Source organism: Staphylococcus sp. FSL W8-0271, from assembly GCF_038006605.1.
Taxonomy (GTDB): domain Bacteria; phylum Bacillota; class Bacilli; order Staphylococcales; family Staphylococcaceae; genus Staphylococcus; species Staphylococcus cohnii.
Genome location: NZ_JBBOVM010000001.1, coordinates 2431500 through 2456452 on the forward strand (window position 1 = coordinate 2431500; position 24953 = coordinate 2456452).

Here is a 24953-nt window from a genome sequence, read left to right on the forward strand (position 1 = left end):
AAACTTTTGAATTCAAATCGCTAGGAGCGTATAATCGCATTGTCTATATAGGGAGGACTGAAACAAAATAATGCCTTTTAAAACGTTATTTAAACGCCCTTTTGATTGGGTCATCTTGATATTTGTCATCTTATTTGCGCCTGTATTTATTTTCACATTTTTCAATGCCAGATTTTACGATACACCAATCGGTCAAATTACAAAGATCGAAAATAAATCCACATCACATGTTACAGATGATAACCACAATAAAGATACTAAATATAACCAAACCCTAACACTTAAAATTTTAAACGGGAAATTTGAGGGACAATCGACGAAGATTCCTTATCATTACATAGCATCACAAGCTGATAGTGAGGCATTCTCAAAACATAACAAAGTGTTGTTACACATTGGCAAACATCTAGACGATGCTTATATCATAGAAAAAAAACGAGATAGCCTCGTCGTTATGATAACTGGAATATTTTTATTAACTGTTTTATTAGTAGGACGGAAAATCGGTTTACAATCAATTCTTTCTTTAGTTTTCAATACAATTGTTGTGCTTTTAGCTATCTATTTACATAATAAATTTCCTGATTTAAATTTATTTGCACTTATGAGTATCGGTGTCATTTTTACCACCGTGTTTACTTTGCTCTTAGTTACCGGTTGGCGATGGCGAACGTCAATTACAATAGCAAGCACACTATTAGGCACTTTTATTTGTGTTGGCGCCACCCAATTAGTGATTACGTTAACAGACGGTGCAGGCTTAAAATTTGAAACAATGAGTTTCTTAACTTTGCCTCCTAAGGATGTTTTCCTTGCTTCTGTTATGATTGGAACACTTGGTGCTGTCATGGATGTAGCTATCACTATAGCAAGTGGTATGGCAGAAATATTACGCAGAACACCTAATATAAGTATGACTCGATGGGCGCTTGCAGGGCGTCATATTGGTCAAGATATTATGGGGACAATGACAAACATCTTATTATTTTCATATTTATCTGGTAGTCTTCCGATGTTTCTTATTTATCTTAAAAATGCAAATACAGTAACCTATACCATTTCCATGAATTGGTCATTAGAAATTTCCCGGGCAATTACTGGTGGTATTGGTATAGTTTTAACGATTCCAATCACAATTTTATTAATGCAATTATGGTTTAAAATGCGAGGTGTTAACCAGTGAGTGTCATAACAATCTTAGGTCTTGTACTTTTCTTATTAATCGCAATATTCGGAGGAAAAAAAGGTATCATCTCATATTTAACACTGTTTTTGAATTTTGTAATATTATTAATCACTGTCATTATAATTATGCTCGGTGCGCCTATTTATCTCGTAACACTTATATTTTGCATCGTTATTGCAGCATGTAATTTATTTGTTTTAAATAGTTACAATACAAAAACAAAAGCAGCATTTTGTGCAACAGTCATTACTACTTTGTGTTTAATTATTGGTATTTATTTATCAGTATCCATCGGACATTTACAAGGTTTTACAACCGAACAACAAGATGAAACGTATATTTTTTCTATGAATATCGGCATTGATATGGTGAAATTCATGGTGTTTACCGTAGTACTTGCAGTCATAGCTGCGGTTATTGATTTAGCAATCACAATCAGTTCTCCAATGTACGAGTTATACGAAACCAACTCAAACTTAACAAGCAAAGCATTATTTCAATCTGGTATGCGTGTAGGACGTGAAATTTTAGCTACTTCGGCAAACACAATTTATCTAGCCTATTTCGGAGGACAATTGACATTATTCTTTTGGTTTTTTAGGTTAAATTATTCTTTTGGACATATCATCAATTCTAAAATCTTTGCACAAGAATTTATATCCATCCTACTAGGCGGCATCGCTGTTGCAATTAGCATCCCGATTACTGCATGGATAACAGCACTATTAATTAAATATCAAAAAGAGCGTCACTCAAAACATTCGCATCAATCTTCACATTAAAATATAAAAAGGAAGTGGGACGTCATCATTAAATATCTCCCACCCCCTTCTTATATTTGTATGATTATATAATATGACTACATACTAATTTTTAAAATTAAAACTTTTTACTATCTTACAATGGCACAAATTTTTCAGTTTTTATTTGTGCATTTAAGTTGCCAGCCGTTTTTTCAACTAAGCTAAATCATTTAAAGTTCTTGCAATTTTTCATTTAATAATTGCATTTTACGTTCTCGTAATTTTTTATAATATGTGATATCCTCTTCTCGCGTTTTTAGTGGGAATATATAATAAACATCTTGATAAAAATCAATATTAGCTTTAGTACGTCTACCCTCCAAAGCAATTCTCGAACTACTAGGTTGCGCTAGGGATAATTCGTATTTAGGCATCACACTATGATACACATTCACGATTTCCCCATCTTTAATTAAATCTGAAGTATTTATAAATTTAATTTCTATATGGTTTTCATTCGCTAAACTTCTCGTTAATAACGCTAACATTATGTCGCAAAACATAATCGTCATAATACCTTTGTTTTCGAAAGGAGGTGCAACTTCTAATTTTTCAATACACACCTTTTCAGTTTCACCAAAATGGTCAAATCTAGATTTAAATGTATGGTGATTTTCATTCTCATATCTCGTAATCACACTTGTTGAAACATAGTCTAATGACGTACCTTTCAAATAGTAATAACATTCCCCAAAATCTACTAACCTTTGATATGTAAAAGGCTTTATTTCCTCATAAAAACTTTTACAAATAATATTAAACGGACTCATACTGTTACGCTTTGTAAGCATGGATGAACCTCCTACTAAATTGTTATTCATCATAATAGTTGGCTATCGCAATTGTTACTTCTGACATACATAGAAAAACACCCCACATCAAATGTGAAGTGCCAAAGCTGATATTTATTTTTCAACTTAAGGTCAATAATTATTAAAAATGAAATAATTCTACTATTTATGGCATGGTAAAGTTTCAAAAAACAAACTCTTACAAAGTATCATCCAATCACATTACAGCAGACAACATTAATAAAATATTTTTAACCATAATATCTATTATGCTCTACGTACAATCTCATATGCGAAGCACTTGCAAAAGCCATTCTTAACGATTTTAAAATTATTTTTCATAAACCAAACTGCACATCAATGGTTCAAATAAAATTTACATCCTCATTGCCTATTCAATCCAATCAATGCATTAACAATTCAGTTTAATAACTTATACATTCAAAATAATCATATCCTTAATTTTTTATTATTTATATATTTAACATTTAATATCCAACCATAACAGATTTTCATATTTAAACAAACATAATTGATTCATTTGAATTTAAATAATTCTAATATATTTTTGGTTTCCTTTTAATATTATCGATTTTTATTATATTTACTTTATTTATACTTATACTTATTTTCAGCTGATACTTCTATTACACAACCACTTTCAGCAAGTTCACTTACTACAAAAAAGCGTCGTTAAAACTAACAAACTTTGTTAGTTTTAACGACGCCAATCAATGATTTCAACAACTTTGTTTCATTATGTATACAGGTTTATTTTCTAATAACGTTTCACCTACAATTTCATAATCACTTTGAATATAAAGTTCTCTTGCCAAATGATTATCTGTATTAACCGCTAAATAAATTTCATTAATTGTGGGATAATACTGTTTGACATATTGAGGTAAAACACGCATCACTTTTTTACCAAAACCGAATCCTCTATAGTGACTATCTACACTAAAAGATCTGAAAAATATTGCGTTTGCGTTTGCAGAATAAGGTTTGACTCCGTCACCTTCATGTAACGTGAAAAAGCCCACACATTGCCCCTTGTCATCATACACTAATGTAGAGTGACGTTCTTGATCTCGATTTGCCAAATCAATATTCTCTAAAGGTGTTTTGGTGAATTCCCGGTCCTCTGCCGACAGCGTAAAATTCACTAAATCAGCATATAGCGATACATGATATGGTCTTAATTTCACTGCTTTAGATGACTCGATTTTTTGTTTAGCATATTTAATCCATGTAAGCACAGCAGGCGCAATTTTTTCTGTTTCATTTTTTGAGATCCATTTTATATCAGTAATTTCTTGTGCTGGTTTAACCGATGACCAATCTATATCTAAAGACGTTGAAAAACAATTCAACTCCGTCTTAGTATTTTTTTGAGGATAAGCATCTCCAACAATAGTACCTAAATAGTTAAAATTTTGTTCCGAAATATCCAGTTGTAATTCTTCTTGTAGTTCTCTTCGCAAGGCTTGTTTTAGAGACTCTCCCTGATCTATTTTCCCACCAGGAAAATAGTATTTTTTTCTGTTTCTAGCTTGTACCAATAATAATTTGTCGTCTAATTCGACTACCAAGCATACACATTTAATCATAACTATCATCTCCACTCCCCAAAACAAACTATTTTTATACTTTCAACGCTTATGTTATCATATTCCATTCCTTGAACACATTTTGTTTTTTATCTCTCACAATAAAGTTTAATCTATTTAATGTTATAATAATAAAGCGTATTTTATAAAATGGAGGATTTCATTCATGGCTAAAAAAACAAAAATTAATCGCATTTCAAATACAATTAACTTCATAGGCATTGCCGTAGAAGGTTTTAATTGGTATGCATATCAATCAAAAAATAAAAAGTTACTTTACACGAGTATGGCTATTACAAGTGTGGGGGCAGTCTTAGATTTCTACACTGCCTTAAAATCACCAAAAAAGTTTGCTAAAATATTTTCAACATTCACTTTGGCAAGTACATTGTTCTCAACTGCCAAGCGTATAAAATCATTACGCCAAGAACCATAAACACGAAACGACTAGCAACGCGCTATAAAATTTCATAAAAGCAAAATAAACGTCAATTTCTATATGATTTAATAGAAATTGACGTTTATGCGTTAGTCAAAGATATTTTTGTCTTAGATACCCTTAATGAATATATTTATATGAACTCACTTGAGATGCCGGAATCGTTCTATATGTTGCGATTCCAGGCGAAGCACTGTAGTTCATTTCAGAAACAGTAATGCTACCATTTGAATTTACAGATTCCACAAATGCTACGTGTCCATAATATCCAAGGTCACTTTGTAGTATTGATCCTACAGTCGCCCTATGATCTACTGTGTATCCATCTCCTGGTGCAGCGTTATCCCAATTATTAGCATTCCACCAATAAGTACTAATACCTTTACCAATTTGAGCACGCTTATTAAAGACATGCCATGTACACTGACCCCAGTCATACAAATTTGAATGGTTAAATACTGGCGTTTTATAACCAGTTGAACCCGTTGATCCTGTTGAGCCACCTGATGATGCTGTACCAGATACTTTTAATTTTTGCCCTGGATAAATATTGAAGTTTTTAAGACCATTCAAGCTCATGATTTTTTGATATGTCGTACCATATTTAGCTGCAATCGCAGATAATGAATCGCCTGACTTCACTGTATATGTAGTTGTATTACCAGATGGAGTAGAACCACCTGTTGAAATTGAGCCAGATACTTTTAATTTCTGTCCTGGATAAATTGTAAAATTAGAGAGTCCATTTAAACTCATAATTTTTTGGTATGTCGTCCCATGCTTAGCTGCAATTGATGACAATGAGTCACCCGATTTCACTGTATACGTTGTCGCACTTGAGCTGCTTGTTGAAGTTCTTGAACTTGTAGTCCCTGATACTTTCAATGTTTGATTTGGAAAAATCACATTCGATGTTAAATTGTTTAATGATTTCAATTTTGCTATTGAAATATTATATTTATTCGCTATTGACCAAAGAGAATCGCCACTTTTGACTTTATAAGTTGTAGCTGCATCTGCATTTGCAGAATTAATAGCTGCTAGCGCACTTGTCCCAATTACAGTTGCTATTATTTTTTTATGCACTTATGTAAACCTCCCAATATAAATCCGATACATTTCGTTTCCATCACGCTTACTATTATACAATTTAATTTAATACTTTTGTATATAATTTATATGACATTATTATTACAAAGTAAACCTTTTGTTATTTCAATGAAACATAACGTTGAATACTATATATTTCAGTCAAAAGTTTTTATATTTATATCTTTAATACCAAAATAACGATACAAAAAGTATTTATAGTTTCCAGATGTTATATTTTTCTTTTCTTTTTGACCATGATCCGTAATTGTCAAATGATTATTCGACATCGTTACTCTACCGAAAGTCGTTGCTTTACTAATTAAAAGTTGTTGAACAAAAATAGACGCTTCATTATTTTGATTAAATGCTATGCCTTGTTCAAAATCTGCCAATACCTTAGGTTCATCCTCAAATTGATATTGCGTCTGCCATTTATGATCAACTTTCTTCTTCATTTCAAATGTGTGGTCACTTACTTTGCTTACTTTAAACTCACTATTTACATCATAAACAATTTCCTCATCATTTGTGATTGGCATGGCTGCTTTAGGTATATCCGCATAACCGACATCAACTAAGTATTTTTTCTGATTCAATGTAACGATTAATGCCATATGTGACCCTTCCATGGCCCAACCTGAGCCATTATAAATTGTCGCAGAAACCATATACACATTATATCCTTTACTTGTTAAAAATGCGCAAAATAATCTGTTTTGTTCATAACAATAGCCCCCTCTATGTTCGTTTACAATTTTATCTATCATTGATGGATTATCTAAAGCAATAGGTTGTCCATTCTGCACATTAATATTTTCAAACGGAACGTTCAATACATACCTTTCAATATAATAGTTCAATGTTTCTAAAAGATTGTCATGATATGTATGTGTATCTATACCTAAATACTTTTCTAGTACGTTAAAATCAGTCATACAATTCCCTCCAATTCTCAATAGCCGTAGAATAAGACCTATACGCGTGATGATGCATTAACTCAATTACCAGTGATAAACTTTTATATAATTCAGCATTTTAATTTCATTAAAAGCATTAACTACTTATAACTGATCAACCTCATTCACTTTTAACAGTAAAAATATAATTATTCCAAGTTATGTAAGACTTTCTTAAAATGTTTTGTTAATTTATATGATAAGGGGTAATAATGATTATAGACAATCTTTTGATATTGACATCAATTAAATAAATAGATATTGTGTATGTCTATACATTTGTATAGCTAATTCACTATATTTTAAAAGTATCGAAGTCACTTAACGATTCAGTGATATGTACGAACACTTAAGTGTCATGACATCAGGTGCTAATTATTTTTAATTTTTCAGATTATTCTTAATATAATGTGATTTTTTATTTTGGAGGGGATTATGTGAGCAAGGAACAATCGCAAAATCGACAACCAAAAGATTTACGAATCCGCAGCAAAGTGATTAGTGAAGGTGTAAGCCGTACACCTAATCGATCTTATTTACGTGCACTTGGTTTTGAAGACGAAGATGTTGAAAAACCTATGATTGGTGTTGCTAGTACATGGAGTGAAGTTACACCATGTAATATGCACATCGACGGTCTCGCTCGTGCATCTAAACGCGGTATAAGCGAAGCAGGTGGTTCACCACTGATTTTTAATACGATTACAGTTTCAGATGGTATTTCCATGGGCACTGACGGCATGCGCTTCTCACTGCCAAGCCGTGAAATCATTGCTGATTCAATTGAGTCCGTAGTCAGTGCTGAGAATTTAGACGGCGTTGTAGCAATCGGTGGCTGTGACAAAAACATGCCAGGTTGTATGATTGGTATCGCTCGTCTTAATTTACCAGCCGTCTTTGTATATGGTGGGACTATATTACCTGGGAAATTGAATGGCAAAGATTTAGACGCTGTATCTGCTTTTGAAGGTGTTGGACAATACAATAATGGAGAAATAGATAAAGCCGCATTACATAAAGTAGAGTGCGCTGCTTGTCCTGGTGCCGGAGCTTGTGGTGGGATGTTTACTGCTAATACAATGTCCTCTGCTATTGAAGCTATGGGAATGAGTTTGCCTGGAAGCGCTTCTCACCCAGCTGTATCAACAAACAAATCAAAAGATAGTCGCGCAGCGGGGAAAGCTGTTTATCATTTATTAGAGCAAGGTATATACCCTAAAGATATCATGACCAAAGAAGCATTTGAAAATGCAATTACTGTTGTCATGGCGTTAGGTGGCTCTACAAATGCAATCTTACATTTACTAGCTATTGCACATACAATTGATGTAGATTTAACACTTGATGATTTTGAAAAAATACGTAAACGCGTACCGCATATTGCTGATTTAAGACCAAGCGGCAAATACGTAATGGCACATCTTGATGAAGTTGGTGGCGTGCCAGGCGTAATGAAACTATTACATGAAAAAGGGTTAATCCATGGTGATTGTTTAACAGTTACTGGTAAAACCGTTGCAGAAAACTTAGCACAACAACCAAGTCTTTCTGATGATAAAACAATCATTAATTTTGATCAGCCTAAACATCCTACAGGGCCACTTGTTATTTTAAAAGGTAATTTAGCACCTGAGGGCGCAGTAGCAAAAATTTCAGGTTTAAGTGTTACTTATATTAAAGGACCTGCAAAAGTTTTTGATTCAGAACCTGCAGCGACAAAAGCAATTCTCAATGATGATATTCAACCTGGAGATGTCGTGGTGATTCGCTATGCTGGACCAAAAGGAGCACCTGGTATGCCAGAAATGCTGTCAGCTTCTTCTATTTTGGTAGGAAAAGGATTAGGTGAATCTGTTGCATTGTTAACAGATGGACGTTTTTCAGGTGGTTCACATGGTCTAGTTGTAGGTCATGCTGCTCCAGAATCTCAAGCAGGTGGCCCAATGGCATTACTTCAAGAAGACGATATCATTACTATTGATGCTGAAAATTTAGAAATTAGTTTTGATATTTCTGATGAAGAGTTAGAACGTCGTCGTAATGCATGGCAAGCCCCACCACTAAAAGAAACACGTGGTACATTAGCAAAATATGCCAAACTCGTATCATCTGCTTCAAAAGGCGCAATCACTGACTAATGAGTAACATTCGTTTAAGTTGTTTAATTAGTGTTGTGAGTATAATTTAATCTCATAAATGAAAAAAGCAACGTACATAAAAGATTGTACGTTGCTTTTTTATGATAACGTCTTTAATTCATTTAGCTATGCAATGCAAATCCTTTAAATAATTTATCTACATGATTTTTCTTACCGCGTATACCAATGCCAACAAGATGTAATTCCTCTGTTTTATATTTAGCAATTACCGCACGATTATCTGCGTCGTTATATGTGAAGAATAACTCTTCAGTATACACTGTGATAACAACATCTTTATTCAAAGCTTTTTGTAGCAACTCTACCATAGGTTCTTGCGTTGATGAATGAATCATGATAGGTTGCTGAGACATTGGTAAATATTGTACATTATCCTTATCTTCATAGTGTTCCCCAATAATATTTTGAGTTCCAGCAATTCCACTCATTAAGAAGGCAGTTACATTTAATTTTTGCCACATTTCTAAGTCTTCTCTCAATACAATTTTAATTTTAGTATCAAACGCCATAACTATCTTACTCCTTTGAAGTAGTATCAAATATTTTGCTACATCTTAAAGAGTAGATATATTTAGGTGTTTTATATAGTATATAATTGCAGAACTTAAGTTCTTGGAAAATTATTATTGCAATAATGTCCTATATAAAATATTAATTTAAGTATACTCTATTAAAATAATTAAACATTAAGGAGTATATAGCGAGTATGGTTTCTTTTATTATTTATTGCTTTATTGTTACTGCGACACCCGGGCCAACCAACATCATTATTTTATCTAATGTTCAAAACTATGGTATAAAAGCTGGTATGAAATTTACGTATGGATCTACAATTGGCTTTTTATTATTGCTGGCAATTTCTGCTATATTAAACTCTTTTTTAAATAATATACTTCCAAATATCATAATCTATTTACAAATTTTAGGAACTATTTATATGCTTTACTTGGCATACCAAATATTCAACATAGATGTCTCAAAAAAAGATCATTCAAAAGAAAAAGGTTCATTCTTTTCTGGTTTATTACTACAATTCATAAATCCTAAAGTTATTTTATTCACTTTAACAGTCTTTCCAAGCTTTGTACTACCGTATTTTAATGAAGATTATTTATTGTTGCTAAGTATAGTTATCATAGGTACTATTGGATTTATAGCATTTATACTTTGGGTAATATTCGGTGCTGTATTTAATAAAATGTTTCAAAAATATAGCAAAATCCTAAATGTTGTTTTAGGTATACTTTTGATTTATGCTGCTGTTATGTTATGGGTTTAAACGACTTAAAAGAAGGTGAAAAAATGGAAGAATTCATCTATAAAAAAAGTGGCGGAATAACTGCTTTGTCTGCTAATATTACTGACTTTTCATATAAGAATCATTCGCATAGCGAATATGCAATTGGAGTTACGAAAAGTGGAATACAACGTTATCATTTAGACGGTAAGCTTCAACTTTCATACCAAGACGGTATTATGTTATTTAACCCAGAACAAGTACATGATGGAATGGCTCATGATAAATCAGGCCTTGAATATATTATGTTATATATTGAACCAGCTGTATTATTAGATGCAGCTGAACGTAAAGAAGCTATTCAATTTACAACACCAGTAATTTATAATAGTAAAATTGAATCTGATGTATATCATCTAGCGAATGCTATATTTCATGAAAACGAAGAAGAAATTGTAGATGAGCAATTAATCAAACTTGTAGATGATTTAGTAAATCAATCTACAATTAGGAAACATGTTGAAAGTAACGCCTATATTAGTAAGATTAAGGGAAGAATACTTTATGGGTTAAAAGAAAATTTGAAAATTACAGATTTAGCACATGAATTCGGCATGTCAAAATTTCAATTTATACGATATTTTAAAGAACAAACTGGCATAACACCTTATCAATTTTTATTAAACAGTAAAATCGAAGAAGCAAAAAATATCATAGAAATAGATAAAGATATACATTTAGCAGTGAGTGAATTAGGATTTTCTGATTTAACACACTTAAATAGACAATTCAAAAAAATATACGGTATCACTGCAAACAATTATGCTCAGTCTTTTTAAACTTTATTAAATATAGTTAATTTCACAAAATTTGATAATATTATGATGTTAAGACATCAATGTTTTTGATTTACGACGTTTGCTTTGTTTCTATGGAAATTTTGTATTAATGAAACCGTTACTTTTCTTTGAAAGCAAAATTCTATAATTTAAATAATTATGAAATCATCTTTCATACACTTTTGAATGCTTTATTGTTATATATTTTTATTAATTTCCATTTTGGAATAATTTATTACTATTTAGGGAATTTTAAACAAAATTTAGCACAATTCTTTTATAGTGAAGTTAACAAATTAAAGTGAGGTGAAGGACATGGACTTTATCATTGATATCATCAAAAAAATCGTTGGTTTATTCACAGGTAAATAATTTCTAACCTCTTTAAAGAGACTGATACGACATGTATCAGTCTCTTTTCTTTTTGATATACAGCATAATCAATAGTTGCACATTACAATTCATTGATATTATTCCCATGCATATTTAGCGTCTTGTTTCACTTTCTTCTCTTTTTCAATCATATCATTCACCTTTCATCTTTCTTCGTTAGACAAATATTGTTTTCAAGAAAATAGAGCACACTGCATTTTACGCAACTAAAAATGAGCGAAGATAAAATCAAAGTGTAACTTTTGATTAATTATCCTCGCTCTGATGTATCATATAAAATTGGCTTAAACCATACTCAGTATATATTGCTAGTTAAACATTATTGTTTTGTTTATCAATTTCTGATTACTTACGAAAATAAAGTTTTCAATATATTGAATAATGAACCTACTAAATCAAAAAAGTCTCCACTCATCATTTTCCCTCACCTTCATAAAATATAATCGTAGCGTTTTAACTATGCTTCAGCACTTTCATTTCTTACTAAATCCGAAGCAATGCCTTCATAAAATTGGCTTAATTCTGCTTGTGAACGCTTCGTATCATTACTATCTTGGCCAACAAAATCTGCATGATCCCAATCGTGCATAATTGGTGTTACTTGCCAAACACCTTTTTGAACCTGATTCGATGCTTCTACATATGCTTGGTTAAATGGATGTAATGCTGAAATTGTTGAAACAAGTCCATCATTGACACGCCACTCTTTTTCTGGTGCTTTTCCAATAACATTGCCTGTTATTCCCATAGGTAAATACATGTTAATATCTGATTTTTGTCTACCAAATAAACCATCTCTTGTAGATTCTCCAGTATATGTTTTATAAACTATATTCGGATTTAACGATGTTTTTTTATTTAATTCAGTTGCGCCTGCTCTTGTTAAATCGTAAAATCCATTATCATCTGTCGTCCATAATTTACTATCTTTCAACCGTTCAACATATTGATTATATGTCTCATCGTCTTTTTGTTTTAAACCCCATTGCTCTAAGCCAAAGCTAACTTTAGAATTTTTATTACCTTTTAGTTTCGCATAATCAAATGCAACTTGTCTGATGAGCGTTTCATTACCTAGTTGATCAGCTGCATGTGTACCATTATGAGGTGTTGCTAAGGTAGTAATTGAACTAATCATATTATCATTATTACCTTGAAATACTGGAGATATATCGCCACCATGTTGTTTTTGATACTCTATTTCTTCTGGATCACCATTACGTAAATATTCTTCTAATTGTCTAATGGTTTGTCCACCCATGCTATGGCCGACTAAATGAACTTTTTGACCTGGTTGCCAATCTTTATATACACCTTCATATGTTTTACCATAACGGTCATGTCCATATTTTTCAGCATGTGCAGCACCGTAATCTACTGTGCCACCTTTAATGTAATAATATAATTCAACTGCTCTATCATGATTACTACTTAAAGCACCAATACTTGCTTCATATGCATTGTAACCCTTTTGTTCTAAGTCTTGTTGAATATTTAATTTGTCTCCACCCCAATAATGAGGTAAAACAGATGGTTTAATATCATCTGTAAAACCATTAAAACCATGCACTAAGATAATAGGATCTTGGTTTTTATATTGGCTTTGTTTCGCTTTTTTTGTAGGTTGCGTTTGAGTTTTCTCGACGTTCTGTTGATTCACTTGATTATTTGTTGTAGCAACTGCATTTTTCTTAAGTAAAGCTAAACTTTTTTCTTGATCGTTGTTCTTTTGATTGCTTTGACGATCTTCACTAACTAAATCATCATTTTTTAACTGTCCAAATTTAACATCACTTTGAACTTCTGATTGCGATGAATCTGCATTTACTTTCATCTCTTTTGCTTTGTCTTGCTCATTATATTCCGAATCTACTTCTTCGGATGTCTCATTCTTTGTTTTGTCTTGTTCGTTGTATTCCGGATCTACTTCTTCGGATGTCTCATCTTTTGCTTTATCTTGTTCGTTGTATTCTGGATCTATTTCTTCGGATGTTTCATCTTTTGTTTTGTCTTGTTCGTTGTATTCCGGATCTACTTCTTCGGATGTCTCATCTTTTGCTTTATCTTGTTCGTTGTATTCTGGATCTATTTCTTCGGATGTTTCATCTTTTGTATTATCTTGCTCGTTGTATTCCGGATCTACTTCTTCGGATGTTTCATCTTTTGTTTTATCTTGCTCGTTGTATTCCGGATCTACTTCTTTTGATGTCTCATTCTTTGTTTTATCTTGCTCGTTGTATTCTGGATCTACTTCTTCTGATCCCACGTCTTTTGTTTGGTTATTATTATTTTCTACGTCGATTTTTTCGTTACTTTCGTTTTCTGCTTCAGTTGTAAATGTATCATTATGTAAGCTTTGATTATCTGAAGTTTGTTTATCATTCTTATTAACCGGTAAACCACTTTCCCCAGTAGCATTATCACTATTTGTTTCCCCAATATTTTCCCCAATGTCTTGATAGTTCATTTCACTTGTTTGTTTATCTGTTTCTGCAGCTTGCGCACTGTCTACACCTATAAATAGTAAAGATCCAATCAATATAGATGATGCGCCAAAAGTGAATTTACGAATACTATATTTGTTTTTTTTCTGTTCCATACTAGACACCTCTTGGTTAATAGAATTTAATTAATGACAAACTTCCTTTTGCTAAACGAATAAATTTAAAATAAAGCGTGGCACTAATTCGAAAAATTTACCAAAAATCTCTTTCATAAACTACCACTCCTTTCAGAAAACGTTTTCAAACAATTGTAAAAATTAAATTATCTATTTAAAACAATTGATACAATACAACAATTTTTTAAATAAATAATTTAATTTGACTTTACTAAATAAATAAAACATAGTCAACAATATAAATAAAACTATAATAACTTAATTTACACTTTACAAATAATTCAAAAAATCCCTTATCAATAATCAATTTTTGCATTGATATGATAAGGGACAAATAATTAATGTTATTTAATTTCTATAAAAATTGTACGACAAATATTAATATAATAACGATTGGCAAGATAAATTTGATGAGATAATACCAAGGTATAAACAATCTTAATTTATCTTTTCCAAAATGTTCTTTTAATGCTTGTTTATCGAGCAATTGTCCTACAACAAGTGTTGTTCCTAACGCACCCAAAGGCATTAAAATATTAGAAACTAAGAAATCCATATTATCAAAAATAGTTCCTGCTGCAAATTTTATATGACTTAAGCTTCCAAAAGACAGTGTTGCAGGAATACTTATGATAAAAACAAGAATACTTATATAAAACGATACAGATTTACGTTTCGAATTATCATTTTTAGTAAAGTTGGACACATTGAGTTCAAGTAACGAAATTGAAGAAGTTAGTGCTGCAAATAAAAATAATATTAAGAAAATAAAATAGAAACCTGGACCATATGCCATTTGATCAAATACTTTTGGTAACACTTTAAAAAGTAAGCCTGGACCTTCAGTCGGACTATAGCCAAAAGCTGAAATCGCAGGGAATATTGCTAAACCTGCCAACACTGATACTAGAATGTTCATCGCTACAATCGAAACAGCCGAAGTTTTAATCGTCATTTCTTTAGGTGCATAACTAGCATATGTAATCATGCCTGTTGTTCCTAATGAAAGTGTAAAAAATGATTGGCCTAGGGCAAATAAAATACCCTCTATTGAAATGTCTTCTATTCGTGGTTGTAATATATATTTCAAACCTTCAAATGATCCATCTAAAGATAACGATTTAACAACAATAATAATAAGGAAGATAAATAGTAACGGCATCATAAATTTAGATGCTTTTTCTAATCCTTTTTCAACCCCCATCATTACGATGAACATCGTTAACAAGATAAATATTCCTTGGCCTGTAATGGTCAACCATGGATTACTAATAATTGATTCAAATGCTATGTGACCTAATTTATCACCATTAAGCGAAAATATTTGAAGTAATACATTGAATATATATATGATAATCCAACCACCGATAACACTATAAAAGCCAAACAAGATAAATACAGCTAAATTACCATTCCAACCTATAATATTTAACCATTTTTTATTTGTTAATTTTTCATATATTTTAGTAGTATACGTTTTGCCCATTTTACCTACTGTAAATTCCATCATTAATAATGGCAGTCCTACAAGCAATGTGAATATTAAAAACATTAATAAGAAAGCACCACCACCATATATACCTGCCATATATGGAAATTTCCACATTGCGCCTAACCCTATCGCGGATCCAGCACTTGCCAATATAAAACCGAGCGAAGACTTCCATTGTGATTCATTGTGCATCGTTCATACATCCTTTACACCCTATTACTCTTTATTACGTTAAAGCGTTCATGTAACATAGAAAACTACTGTAACATTTTTTTGAATTGAGCTCAATAGTTAATTGATTAAAACACTTGATATTGCAGTTTTCTTTACTAATATGACAATACAAAACCAACTCAATTGAACTTCTTACATAATTTAATTTTCTGAAATTTCATTGAATTCATATAACTTTTGTGTTATATTAATGTATGTTTTGCAACAAATAATTTTAAAAATAATAGAGGTATTAAAATGAATAGACTCATACTGATTTCCGGTCTTATGTTATTCTCATTTTTCTTTGGAGCCGGAAATCTAATATTTCCACCTATGTTAGGATATACAGCTCAAGAAAATATGTGGGTTTCAATGATAGGATTTTCAATCACCGGTATTTTATTACCGTATTTAACGGTCATCGTAGTTGCTTATATGAACGGTGGCGTTGAAAGTATTGGTAACAAAGTCCATCCAGTATTTGGTACGATTTTTGCAATCTGTATTTACGCGTCTATTGGCGCATTATACGGTATTCCACGTGCTGCAAATGTCGCTTATGAAATTGGCACAAAAAATGTTTTACCTGTACATAACCAATTAACTTTAATTATATTTTCAGCAGTCTTTTTCTTAGTTGTTTACTTGATTGCGCTTTATCCAAATCGAATCATAGATAATTTAGGTAAATACCTAACACCTATTTTAATATGTATTATCGCTATTTTATGTATTTTAGTGATTATCAATCCTGAAGGTTCAATCGGTAATGCAGGTGGCGACTTTGTGCAAACTCCACTTGTGTCAGGTATCTTAGAAGGTTATTTCACAATGGATCTCGTTGCTGCACTCGCTTTTTCAGTAGTAATTGTACAAAGTTTTAAATTAAATGGTGTTAATGAGCCAAAATTATTAGTTAAAAATGTTGTGAAAGCTGGCTTTATTTCGGCTGTACTGTTATTTATCATTTATTTTGCTTTAGCCTATGTTGGCGCAACAACTGATCAGACAGGCTTTAAAGATGGCACAGATATTTTAACTTTTAACTCATTACGTGTGTTTGGTGCTTTAGGAAACTTAATTTTTGGGATTATTGTGATACTAGCTTGTTTAACAACATGTATTGGACTTGTAAATGCTTGTTCTGCATTTGCAATGAAAAAATTACCAAAAATTTCATATAAATTATTTGTACTTATCTTTTCAATATTAGGTTTTATTGTTTCTACATTAGGATTAGAGCTTATTTTGGAAATTGCTGTACCATTACTTACATTTATTTATCCAACATCTATCGTATTAGTACTTATTTCGTTATTGAGTATATTTATCTCATTTGAAATGAAGTATAGCTTTATCATACCAACGATTGCAACATTGATTATTTCTTTATTACAAATATTAAATGATTTTAATTTAATTAAAGTACTTAATGTTGTATATGCGCATTTCCCATTAGCGAATATCCAATTAGCATGGTTGATACCATTTATAGTATGTTTACTAATCGGTATCATCATCGATTTCTTTTATGCTAAATCGCAAACTGAAATGACTTAAGTTAGTGCGCATTGTTAATCCAACGATATGCCAACACATATCTATGCTCATCAATACATCCCTTCAAATATGGGATGTATTTTTTATATGTAACATAGCAAAATGCCAAAAAGGGATTTCTGAAATTATCATAAACTGTTGATACACTCAAATTGGAAATTTAGATTAAATTCACTCGCCTATAAAGTGATATATTTGCATGTAATTGATATAATACGCTTACGCTATATCATAAAATTCACACTTTAAGGATGGAGATATTGTATGACTGAATTTAATGACTTTTTACAGTCACTGGAAAATGACAAACAAACAGCCACGATGGAAGCTATCTTTAATTGGATTTCTGAAACTTTTCCTGAACTCGAAACAACTGTAAAATGGAATCAACCGATGTATACGCATCACGGTACGTTTATTATCGCTTTTAGTAAGTCCAAACAGCATTTCTCAGTAGCACCCGAAGCTAAAGGAATGGCTGAATTTACGGAACAAATTGAAGCAGCCGGATATTCACAAACCAATAATTTATTTCGTATTAAATGGACTCAAGACGTCAACTATGACTTATTGAAGTCTATTATTCAATTCAATATCGAAGACAAAGCGGATTGTACAACATTTTGGAGAACTTAATTTTAAACATATTGAAACAAAAAAGATGATTTCTACTTCATTTAGTAGAAATCATCTTTTTTAATATTTTCATGGTTTATGTATAATCTTCAAAAAATGCGATAATGTCTTGTTCTACTTCTAAATGACCTTCACCATACGTCATTAAATGTTTACTAGTAACGTAACCTTGAATTTCTTTATCCTCATGTGCAATTTGATCATAAATATAATTTGCACTAACTTCATAAACTTTTTCATCCTGCTCACCAAATTTTATAGCGATAGGAGCAGATATCCGGTTTAAATTCGCCATCACATCATCAACAAGCTTTTTGAATTTATCAAATCCAGTGGTATAGTTTTCAATTTGGTCAATTTGTTGTTGAATTGTTTCTTGAGACAAACCTACTAAATTACCCATACGTCCACCATAAAATTCCAGCCTGCTCGCTAGTCCTGCATCATCTTTACTAAACGGTGTCGACATGACTGCAACAGAATTAACTTGCTTTTCTTCTGCCAATTTTAAAGACAAGATACCACCTAACGATATGCCACATACACTTATATTTGAATAGCCATTATCTTTTAAAAATTGATACCCTTCTAACGCATCTTGCCACCAATCCTCTGCGTCATAAGCAATCAATGATTCGAGTAATAAACCATGTCCTTTATAAGCAGGAACATAACAGGTAAAACCCGCTTTATTTAATTTTGTTGCTAATAATTTTACATCTCTGATTGTCCCTGTAAACGAATGTAATAACAATACAGCACGTTCAGAAGATTCATTTTCCAAAAATATTGGATTAGGTTCTTTTACATTTATCATTCATTGTCACTCCAACTTTTAACATCCATCAACATTGTAATAGAAAATCGTTACGATACAAAGAGATATGATTATTAAAAAACCAAGACTGTTCAAGTGAATATCGTAAAAAATACAAGCCACTTCCTTAAAGGAAGTAGCTTGCTTCTATGAGGAAGTCTGGAAACATGCCTAAGCGCATGCTCACAGCAACCCATAGTGTGTGCATGCCCTTGGCATTCTTATATAGTGTACAATTTTATGTATCTTCTTTCAAACATTTATAAAAAATGAAGTTATGGAAATTCATTTTATCTACATGCAAGTATATAAGATAATTTCTATTAAACTTCTTTATTTTTGTAATATTCAGATAAATTATTGTTAAATAATTATCGATTTTGGCGAATATATATCAGCTTTAATAAAGTATAATATATTATAATATATAATGACGCAATTTAAAGAAAACGAGGTAATAAATATGGATGATTTAAAAATCAACAAAAGATTAATTATGACACCCGGCCCTGTTAGCGTAGACCCCCGCGTTTCACAAGCAATGTCAAACTCTAACTTAGGTCAATTTGACTATGAATTTGTAGATATTATGAATCAAACGATGGCGCTAATCCGTAAATCATTTTTAACAAAAAACCAGTGGTCATTTCCTATTGATGGCACAAGTCGTGCTGGCTTAGAAGCTGTAATTGCCAGTATTGTTAAACCTGGTGATGATGTTTTAGTCCCAGTCATTGGACGTTTTGGCTATTTATTCGCTGAACTGGTTACGCGTGCTGGTGGTATTGTCCACAGCATTTATAAACCAATGGGAGAGGTATTTGAACAGTCAGAAATCATTGAAGCTCTAGATCAAATTCAACCGAAAGTACTTGCTATTGTCCACGGTGAAACGTCGACTGGTAGATTGCAACCAATTGATCAACTTGGTCGAGCATGTAAAGAAAGAGGGATATATTCTGTTGTAGATGCCGTTGCTACATACCAAGGTATGGTTATTCCAGTAGATGAGTGGGAATTAGACGCAGTCATTGGTGGCGCTCAAAAATGTTTATCTATTCCTTCAGGTATTACCCCAATTACTTTCAACGATAGATTTAGTGATGCCATCAATGCGCGCAAACGTGTAGAACTTGGCATTCGTTCTACTGAAACCACAGAACCAGATCATTTTATTAGAAGCAATTATTTAGATTTAACACAATTACAAGATTATTGGAGCCCAAAACGTTTAAATCATCATACTGAAGCAACGACTGCAATATATGCACTTCATACTGGTCTAAGATTAGCACTATCTGAAGGACTGGAAGCACGTGCGCAACGTCATGCCTTTCACCAAGAAGGTTTAAAAGCAGCCTTGAAGGCATTAGGACTAGAAATATACGGCGATGAATCAAACGAAATGAAAATGGTGATATGCGTTAATATCCCTGATGGTATAGATGATATAACATTCAGAGATGGTTTATTAAAAAATTATGGCATAGAAATTGCAGGTTCCTTTGGAGAATTAAAAGGTAAAATATGGAGAATCGGAATCATGGGCTATGCTATCCAAAAACAGAACATCTTAACGTTTTTAGCTGCATTTGCAACTCACCTTATTTCCCAAGGCCACATCAAAAATCTTGACCTAGAAACTGCGATTAAAACACTTTTAAACCACTATGATAACAATGAAATATCATAAACTTTTTAACACATCTTTTCATTAGATAAATCAAAAAGGTACAACTCCAAACCTAAAGCGTTGGTGTCGTACCTTTTTAAATTTAAGTCTTTTCTACGATTCATCTTCTACAACTCTATTTTTAGCTGCTGGATAACCAAAAATAAAGAATAGTAGTGACATTAACAATAATGCAATAATACCTGATATCCAATTTCCTGTGTAATCATGTAAGTATCCAATTAAAAATGGTCCAATCGCTGCGATTAAATATCCTACTGATTGGCCAAATCCTGATAATGAAATACTACCATCACTTGTCCGTGCACGAATGGAAAAGAATGTCATACATAAACTGAAACAAGCGCCCATTGCTAAACCAGCGATGACCATACCGATAACAAGTAATACTAATGACTGTGTAAAGAATAAGCCAAAACCAGTTAGGAATAAGATTGTAATAATAACGACCAATATACGTTGGTCTTTCAATTTAGATGCAATAATTGGAAATGAAAATGTCATAGGTACTTGGGAAAATTGATTGAGCATTAATAAATAGCCTGCTGTGGATGGATCCACACCTCTATCCACTAATATCGATGGTACCCATGCAACAACAGTATAGAACACCATGGATTGGAAGCCCATCGTCAAAGCCACCATCCAAGCTAATTTAGATTTGATAATATTAACTTTTTTGTGATGTTTGACTTGTGTTTCATCAATGGTTTGTTTTTCTAATTTTGCACCTTTACGTGCTTTCGGTATCCACAAAATAATTGCGATAATCCCTAGAATAATCCAAAATGACAATGACAACCTAAAACCAAGCGGTGTTTGAGATAATGGGAAACTCAGTCCACCACCTAAGCCTGCTGTAAAGTTCATAGTCCCACTATAGATACCCGTAGCTATACCAATTTGCATCGGGAAATACCATTTCACATAACTAGGTAATACAACGTTACCAAATGCAATTGCTATCCCTAATACTAATGTACCAATAATGAATAAACTAAAATCTCCAGCTACACGTAAGTACAATCCAATAATCAGTAATATTGTAGAGTACAAAATTGTACGAGACATTGTTAAACGTGAGGTTACTCTCGATACTAATGGAGAAACAATCGCAAAAATAATGAGCGGTATAGTAGTTAAGATGCCAGCAACACTGTTATTAATTTCCATTACATGCTTAATCTCATCAACTACAGGCCCTACTGATGTGAGTGGTGCACGTAAGGTAGAAGCAATAAACACTATTGCTAAAATTACGCCCCAATTTTCTTTGATTCTATGTATGCGATAGGGTTCAGTCATCTTATACCACCTTTCTTCCAAGTCTTTTAGTCTTTTAATATAATAATACAACGAATCGAACAAATGAAAACCATTTGAACGATTCGCAAATAATTGATTCTAAGGAACTCATCTATGATTGATCAACATTTAATAAAATACGTGTACCTGCTTTACCCTCTAATGCTTCAACTGCATCATCTAATGAACAAATAATCGCTTCTTTACCAATTTCAGCAAATTGAATCGCAGCTTCAATCTTAGGTAACATACTTCCTGCAGGAAATTGTCCCTCTGCAACATAAGCTTTTGCTTGATCAACTGAAATCGTTGCTAATTTCTCTTCGTTCGGTTTACCAAAGTTCACACAAACATTTGAGACATCAGTTAACATCATGAATGTATCTGCTTCAACTTGTTGCGCAAGTTTCAAACCAGAGCGGTCTTTATCGATAACCGCTTCAACACCTTGAATGCTTCCGTTTTCATCACGATAAACTGGTATACCACCGCCACCAGAAGAAATAACGATTGCTTGATCAATCAATGCTTTGATTTGATTTACACCGTGAATCACAAGTGGTTCTGGTGAAGGAACAACACGACGGTAGCCTCTACCTGCATCTTCTACCATCACAAAACCATGCGCTTCTTCTAGACGTTTTGCTTCAATTTCGTCAAAAAATACGCCAATCGGTTTTGTTGGATTATCAAATGCTTGGTCATCTTTATCCACTTCTACCATTGTTAATAATGTTACCACATCACTTTGAATGTCTAACGCATGCAAATGGTTTTTTAAAGATTCTTCCATCATATAACCGATGAATCCTTGTGATTCAGCATTACAAGCGTTAATTGGAAGTGGATCAACAACGTCTTTTGCCGCTTCATTTTGAGCAATAATATTACCGACTTGTGGTCCATTACCATGTGTAATGACAATGTTATGTCCAATTTTTTTCAACTCTGCCATTTTACGTGTAGCAGCAAACACATTTTTATATTGGTTGTCGTATGACGCTTCTTGTTTAGGTTGTAAAATAGCGTTACCACCTAAAGCAAGTACAACTCGCTTACTCATACGTTTCACTCCTTCAAGTTAATGCTACAAACATGCCATATACTGTGTCTCTTCCTGATGACGAACCTACTTTAAGCAGTCGATCAATGTTTGCCAGTGACGGTTCATGTTGTAACTCTAATATTTTCGAACTAAACAACCCTTGTTGTGCGCATTTTAAAAAGGTTTCTCCTACTAGTGTTGTTAATGGTTCATGAAGTAGGTGTTTTAATTTTTCTAAATTTGGTTTTCTAATATATGGATTGGTAAAATGAATAAACAACATACCAGTTAGAATGTCATCACCAGAAGGCGTAAGTCCTTGTCCTCTACCAATGAGGTAGCGGTAATATTGTTCTACGGTTTCAACATCTTCATATTTAAGTGCATGTATGATTCGGCTCATTGTTTGGCGGTCAAAGTCACCTTCATCGTACATCTTAAAGTCATATGTCGATATATTTTGCTTTAGTTCATCATTATTTACCTTTTCAGCGAAGTCTTTAAATGGCAATGATGCAACATCCCACACAAGTTGGCATGTTTTACTCATATGAATTGTGTTAGGACCTACAGTGATTTGTTGGTTTAGGGAAATCTCATTTAACAAACTTCGTTTCGTTTGTTGGTCTATTAATATACCAAATGGAAACATGCCATTTTCATCGGTACCTATAAATATAAGTTCTTGCGCATCATTAACAATATTGAATCCTTTATTAAATATGCTATGCACATAAAAAGTTTGATGATTTGTTAATATTTCCTTGGCAATATTGCCTATAGCTGTTGCGTGGAAAATCAAGCTTTAAAGCCTAATTTCTCTGCATATGCAGTAATTGCTTTTTCGAAACATTCAATCGGTGGGTGAACTGTACCTGCACCAATTTGACCATAACCAGCAATTTTATGTGCAATACCTGTATTAATAACTGAAGTAATACCTGTTTCAACGACTTTACGTGCATCAATGCCTAAGCAAGCACCTTTGAAGTTCCACGTAGGAATGGCAAAGTTTGGATTCTCACCGATACAAATTTCAGTCATTTCATTGCTGATATCTAATGCATCATCAAAGCCACCAGTACCAACGAATCTAGTTACTGCTGGCGCAGCAATCATTGCCATACCACCAACACCGATTGTTTCAGTGATGGCAGAGTCACCGATATCAGTATTAGCATCTTCAGCAGAATAGCCTGTAAAGAATAAGCCATGAGGCGTATTAACTGGTGCAGTAAACCATTCATCACCCATACCAGCGATGCGAATACCGAAGTTTTCACCGTTACGACACATAGCTGTTACAACTGTACCGTGTTCGATTGTACGTGCTGCATCCATCATAGCTTTACCTGTAGCCATCGCTACGTTTAAGAAGAATTGGTCTGTATCAGCTAAGAATTGTAGCACCTCTGTACGTTTTTCTGCTTCAACATCCTCTAACGAAGAGATAATAGGCGCAACTTCTTTTAAGAAAGCTAATGAAGCTGCAATATTACGTTGGTGGAATTCATCACCCATTGCAATTGCTTTAGCGATTAATACATTAACATTTAAGCCATCGTTCATTTTGTGTAATGCTTTGCTTAATACTGGTCCTAAAACATCTTTCATCCAGTGAAGACGATTTACTACTGTATCATTATAAGCACCGAAACGTAATACTGCACCGATACCTTCGTTCATTTGGCAATATGCTTCGTTACCCGTCTCTCTATTTTCCACAACAAGTACAGGCATGTTAGCTGAAGTAATACCACCCATTGGACCAACTGCATTGACATGGTGACACGGGATGAAAGTAATTTGACCTTCTTCTAACAATTTACGTGCATCTTGTTCATTATCTGCCCATCCTTCAAAAAGGATTGCACCGACACAAGAACCTTGCATAGGATCTGTCATATTTTCATATTTAATTGGTGGACCAGCATGTAATAATACATTTTCTTTGAGTTCAGGAATTTTAGATTTGGCTGGCACTACATCTACTAAAAATGGTGCTGCTGCAATCATCTTATCAATGACTGCTTGGTTAGCTTCATCTATTGTTTTATAAGCCAT

The 24953-nt window shown here is 32.8% G+C and carries 21 protein-coding genes; 9 read left to right on the top strand and 12 right to left on the bottom strand.

Annotation, left to right across the window (positions count from 1 at the left end):
* Nucleotides 1-70 precede the first annotated feature (70 nt).
* The gene (locus tag NST87_RS11950; protein WP_340721745.1) at nt 71-1183 is read left to right on the top strand and encodes a YibE/F family protein; all 1113 of its coding nucleotides are present in this window, start codon (nt 71-73) and stop codon (nt 1181-1183) included.
* On the top strand, nt 1180-1968 hold the full coding sequence (locus tag NST87_RS11955; RefSeq protein ID WP_019467861.1) for a YibE/F family protein: 789 nt from the start codon (nt 1180-1182) through the stop codon (nt 1966-1968). The genes NST87_RS11950 and NST87_RS11955 overlap by 4 nt, the downstream gene beginning before the upstream one ends.
* Nucleotides 1969-2159: 191 nt before the next feature.
* Here the strand turns inward: NST87_RS11955 and NST87_RS11960 are convergent, their stop codons facing one another.
* Together NST87_RS11960 and NST87_RS11965 are read right to left on the bottom strand one after the other, a co-directional pair.
* The gene (locus NST87_RS11960; RefSeq protein WP_019467862.1) at nt 2160-2780 is read right to left on the bottom strand and encodes a hypothetical protein; all 621 of its coding nucleotides are present in this window, start codon (nt 2778-2780) and stop codon (nt 2160-2162) included.
* 740 nt (nt 2781-3520) lie between these two features.
* Nucleotides 3521-4390 (bottom strand): GNAT family N-acetyltransferase, encoded by an 870-nt coding sequence (locus NST87_RS11965; RefSeq protein ID WP_071560194.1) that lies wholly within the window; start codon nt 4388-4390, stop codon nt 3521-3523.
* Between the two features lie 166 nt (nt 4391-4556).
* Between NST87_RS11965 and NST87_RS11970 the strand changes: the two genes are divergently transcribed.
* On the top strand, nt 4557-4826 hold the full coding sequence (locus tag NST87_RS11970; protein ID WP_019467864.1) for a hypothetical protein: 270 nt from the start codon (nt 4557-4559) through the stop codon (nt 4824-4826).
* Between the two features lie 123 nt (nt 4827-4949).
* On the opposite strand, the gene NST87_RS11975 is transcribed toward NST87_RS11970, so the two are convergent.
* Nucleotides 4950-5915 (bottom strand): LysM peptidoglycan-binding domain-containing protein, encoded by a 966-nt coding sequence (locus tag NST87_RS11975; protein ID WP_019467865.1) that lies wholly within the window; start codon nt 5913-5915, stop codon nt 4950-4952.
* A 161-nt stretch (nt 5916-6076) separates the two neighbouring features.
* Nucleotides 6077-6856, bottom strand: a complete 780-nt coding sequence (locus NST87_RS11980) for an arylamine N-acetyltransferase family protein (RefSeq protein WP_019467866.1) — start codon at nt 6854-6856, stop codon at nt 6077-6079.
* Between the two features lie 458 nt (nt 6857-7314).
* On the opposite strand from NST87_RS11980, the gene ilvD reads away from it, so the two are divergent.
* The gene (gene ilvD / locus NST87_RS11985; RefSeq protein WP_019467867.1) at nt 7315-9015 is read left to right on the top strand and encodes a dihydroxy-acid dehydratase; all 1701 of its coding nucleotides are present in this window, start codon (nt 7315-7317) and stop codon (nt 9013-9015) included.
* 122 nt (nt 9016-9137) lie between these two features.
* On the opposite strand, the gene NST87_RS11990 is transcribed toward ilvD, so the two are convergent.
* A complete protein-coding gene (locus tag NST87_RS11990) occupies nt 9138-9545 on the bottom strand; it encodes a DUF2000 domain-containing protein (protein ID WP_019467868.1) in 408 nt (135 codons plus the stop codon).
* Nucleotides 9546-9742: 197 nt separating this feature from the next.
* On the opposite strand from NST87_RS11990, the gene NST87_RS11995 reads away from it, so the two are divergent.
* Both NST87_RS11995 and NST87_RS12000 read left to right on the top strand, forming a co-directional pair.
* Nucleotides 9743-10315 carry a LysE family translocator gene (locus tag NST87_RS11995; RefSeq protein ID WP_019467869.1) on the top strand — a complete coding sequence of 191 codons (573 nt, stop codon included), beginning with the start codon at nt 9743-9745 and terminating at the stop codon, nt 10313-10315.
* 23 nt (nt 10316-10338) lie between these two features.
* Nucleotides 10339-11112, top strand: a complete 774-nt coding sequence (locus NST87_RS12000; RefSeq protein ID WP_026034736.1) for an AraC family transcriptional regulator — start codon at nt 10339-10341, stop codon at nt 11110-11112.
* A gap of 850 nt (nt 11113-11962) precedes the next feature.
* Here NST87_RS12000 and lip read toward each other — a convergent pair.
* Both lip and NST87_RS12010 read right to left on the bottom strand, forming a co-directional pair.
* Nucleotides 11963-14104 carry a YSIRK-targeted triacylglycerol lipase gene (gene lip, locus NST87_RS12005; RefSeq protein ID WP_340721746.1) on the bottom strand — a complete coding sequence of 714 codons (2142 nt, stop codon included), beginning with the start codon at nt 14102-14104 and terminating at the stop codon, nt 11963-11965.
* Nucleotides 14105-14480: 376 nt separating this feature from the next.
* The gene (locus NST87_RS12010) at nt 14481-15809 is read right to left on the bottom strand and encodes a sodium-dependent transporter (RefSeq protein ID WP_064263453.1); all 1329 of its coding nucleotides are present in this window, start codon (nt 15807-15809) and stop codon (nt 14481-14483) included.
* A gap of 279 nt (nt 15810-16088) precedes the next feature.
* Between NST87_RS12010 and brnQ the strand changes: the two genes are divergently transcribed.
* Complete coding sequence (brnQ, locus tag NST87_RS12015; RefSeq protein WP_019469945.1) at nt 16089-17393, top strand: branched-chain amino acid transport system II carrier protein; 1305 nt, start codon at nt 16089-16091, stop codon at nt 17391-17393.
* A gap of 264 nt (nt 17394-17657) precedes the next feature.
* Entirely contained in the window at nt 17658-18029 is a 372-nt protein-coding gene (locus tag NST87_RS12020; protein WP_019469944.1) for an iron chaperone, read from the top strand.
* A gap of 76 nt (nt 18030-18105) precedes the next feature.
* Here NST87_RS12020 and NST87_RS12025 read toward each other — a convergent pair whose 3' ends face one another.
* On the bottom strand, nt 18106-18846 hold the full coding sequence (locus NST87_RS12025) for an alpha/beta hydrolase (RefSeq protein WP_019469943.1): 741 nt from the start codon (nt 18844-18846) through the stop codon (nt 18106-18108).
* Between the two features lie 463 nt (nt 18847-19309).
* Here NST87_RS12025 and NST87_RS12030 point away from each other — a divergent pair, with 463 nt between their 5' ends.
* The gene (locus tag NST87_RS12030; RefSeq protein ID WP_340721747.1) at nt 19310-20539 is read left to right on the top strand and encodes a pyridoxal-phosphate-dependent aminotransferase family protein; all 1230 of its coding nucleotides are present in this window, start codon (nt 19310-19312) and stop codon (nt 20537-20539) included.
* Nucleotides 20540-20632: 93 nt separating this feature from the next.
* On the opposite strand, the gene NST87_RS12035 is transcribed toward NST87_RS12030, so the two are convergent.
* The 4 genes from NST87_RS12035 to NST87_RS12050 all read right to left on the bottom strand — a co-directional run bounded on the left by NST87_RS12035 (nt 20633) and on the right by NST87_RS12050 (nt 24953).
* Complete coding sequence (locus NST87_RS12035) at nt 20633-21844, bottom strand: CynX/NimT family MFS transporter (protein WP_019469942.1); 1212 nt, start codon at nt 21842-21844, stop codon at nt 20633-20635.
* A gap of 112 nt (nt 21845-21956) precedes the next feature.
* The gene (gene arcC, locus NST87_RS12040) at nt 21957-22907 is read right to left on the bottom strand and encodes a carbamate kinase (protein WP_340721748.1); all 951 of its coding nucleotides are present in this window, start codon (nt 22905-22907) and stop codon (nt 21957-21959) included.
* A gap of 13 nt (nt 22908-22920) precedes the next feature.
* The gene (locus NST87_RS12045) at nt 22921-23691 is read right to left on the bottom strand and encodes a DUF2877 domain-containing protein (RefSeq protein WP_019469940.1); all 771 of its coding nucleotides are present in this window, start codon (nt 23689-23691) and stop codon (nt 22921-22923) included.
* Complete coding sequence (locus NST87_RS12050; protein ID WP_340721749.1) at nt 23688-24953, bottom strand: YlbE family protein; 1266 nt, start codon at nt 24951-24953, stop codon at nt 23688-23690. The genes NST87_RS12045 and NST87_RS12050 overlap by 4 nt, the downstream gene beginning before the upstream one ends.

Bases quoted from the DNA above. Each gene is read 5' to 3' on its own strand.
- NST87_RS12000 (WP_026034736.1), top strand. From the start codon at position 10,339: ATGGAAGAATTCATCTATAAAAAAAGTGGCGGAATAACTGCTTTGTCT.
- NST87_RS11965 (WP_071560194.1), bottom strand. From the start codon at position 4,390: ATGATTAAATGTGTATGCTTGGTAGTCGAATTAGACGACAAATTATTA.
- NST87_RS11960 (WP_019467862.1), bottom strand. From the start codon at position 2,780: ATGCTTACAAAGCGTAACAGTATGAGTCCGTTTAATATTATTTGTAAA.
- NST87_RS12020 (WP_019469944.1), top strand. From the start codon at position 17,658: ATGACTGAATTTAATGACTTTTTACAGTCACTGGAAAATGACAAACAA.
- NST87_RS12025 (WP_019469943.1), bottom strand. From the start codon at position 18,846: ATGATAAATGTAAAAGAACCTAATCCAATATTTTTGGAAAATGAATCT.
- arcC (WP_340721748.1), bottom strand. From the start codon at position 22,907: ATGAGTAAGCGAGTTGTACTTGCTTTAGGTGGTAACGCTATTTTACAA.
- NST87_RS11970 (WP_019467864.1), top strand. From the start codon at position 4,557: ATGGCTAAAAAAACAAAAATTAATCGCATTTCAAATACAATTAACTTC.
- lip (WP_340721746.1), bottom strand. From the start codon at position 14,104: ATGGAACAGAAAAAAAACAAATATAGTATTCGTAAATTCACTTTTGGC.
- NST87_RS11980 (WP_019467866.1), bottom strand. From the start codon at position 6,856: ATGACTGATTTTAACGTACTAGAAAAGTATTTAGGTATAGATACACAT.
- NST87_RS12010 (WP_064263453.1), bottom strand. From the start codon at position 15,809: ATGCACAATGAATCACAATGGAAGTCTTCGCTCGGTTTTATATTGGCA.
- brnQ (WP_019469945.1), top strand. From the start codon at position 16,089: ATGAATAGACTCATACTGATTTCCGGTCTTATGTTATTCTCATTTTTC.
- NST87_RS11995 (WP_019467869.1), top strand. From the start codon at position 9,743: ATGGTTTCTTTTATTATTTATTGCTTTATTGTTACTGCGACACCCGGG.
- NST87_RS11950 (WP_340721745.1), top strand. From the start codon at position 71: ATGCCTTTTAAAACGTTATTTAAACGCCCTTTTGATTGGGTCATCTTG.
- NST87_RS12050 (WP_340721749.1), bottom strand. From the start codon at position 24,953: ATGGCTTATAAAACAATAGATGAAGCTAACCAAGCAGTCATTGATAAG.
- NST87_RS12030 (WP_340721747.1), top strand. From the start codon at position 19,310: ATGGATGATTTAAAAATCAACAAAAGATTAATTATGACACCCGGCCCT.
- NST87_RS11990 (WP_019467868.1), bottom strand. From the start codon at position 9,545: ATGGCGTTTGATACTAAAATTAAAATTGTATTGAGAGAAGACTTAGAA.
- NST87_RS12035 (WP_019469942.1), bottom strand. From the start codon at position 21,844: ATGACTGAACCCTATCGCATACATAGAATCAAAGAAAATTGGGGCGTA.